This window comes from Metabacillus litoralis, assembly GCF_007994985.1.
Lineage (GTDB): Bacteria > Bacillota > Bacilli > Bacillales > Bacillaceae > Metabacillus > Metabacillus litoralis.
Window position 1 is genome coordinate 1 of record NZ_VOQF01000062.1, and the last position, 575, is coordinate 575.

At 47.5% G+C, this 575-nt stretch carries 4 tRNA genes; all 4 read left to right on the plus strand.

From position 1 onward, the window contains the following. Positions 1 to 106 precede the first annotated feature (106 nt). The 4 genes from FS935_RS23185 to FS935_RS23200 all read left to right on the plus strand — a co-directional run bounded on the left by FS935_RS23185 (position 107) and on the right by FS935_RS23200 (position 502). Positions 107 to 182, plus strand: a tRNA-Phe gene (locus FS935_RS23185). Positions 183 to 214: 32 nt separating this feature from the next. Then, positions 215 to 298, plus strand: a tRNA-Tyr gene (locus FS935_RS23190). Positions 299 to 333: 35 nt separating this feature from the next. After that, positions 334 to 407 (plus strand) — tRNA-Trp (locus tag FS935_RS23195). Positions 408 to 426: 19 nt separating this feature from the next. Next, positions 427 to 502: transfer RNA gene (locus FS935_RS23200), tRNA-His, on the plus strand. Positions 503 to 575: the final 73 nt, after the last annotated feature.

The window sequence follows — 575 nt, forward strand, 5'->3', positions numbered from 1 at the left end:
GTTAGAATGCCTGCCTGTCACGCAGGAGGTCGCGGGTTCGAGTCCCGTCCGGACCGCCATTTTTTTATCAGTAGATTTTTCGACTACTGTTGCTATAGATAGTTGTGGCTCGGTAGCTCAGTTGGTAGAGCAATGGACTGAAAATCCATGTGTCGGCGGTTCGATTCCGTCCCGAGCCACCATTTAATATTAATTGTCGAAAAATTCAATATACGGAGGGGTAGCGAAGTGGCTAAACGCGGCGGACTGTAAATCCGCTCCTTAGGGTTCGGCAGTTCGAATCTGCCCCCCTCCACCATGTTTTTCACGAGCAAAATAACATTACATTATAATAGGGGCATAGTTTAACGGTAGAATAGAGGTCTCCAAAACCTTTGATGTGGGTTCGATTCCTACTGCCCCTGCCAATAAAATTAATATATTGTGGCGGTTGTGGCGAAGTGGTTAACGCATCGGATTGTGGTTCCGACATTCGTGGGTTCGATTCCCATCAGTCGCCCCATTTACATTACTTTATTGGGCTATAGCCAAGCGGTAAGGCATCGCACTTTGACTGCGACATGCGTTGGTTCGAA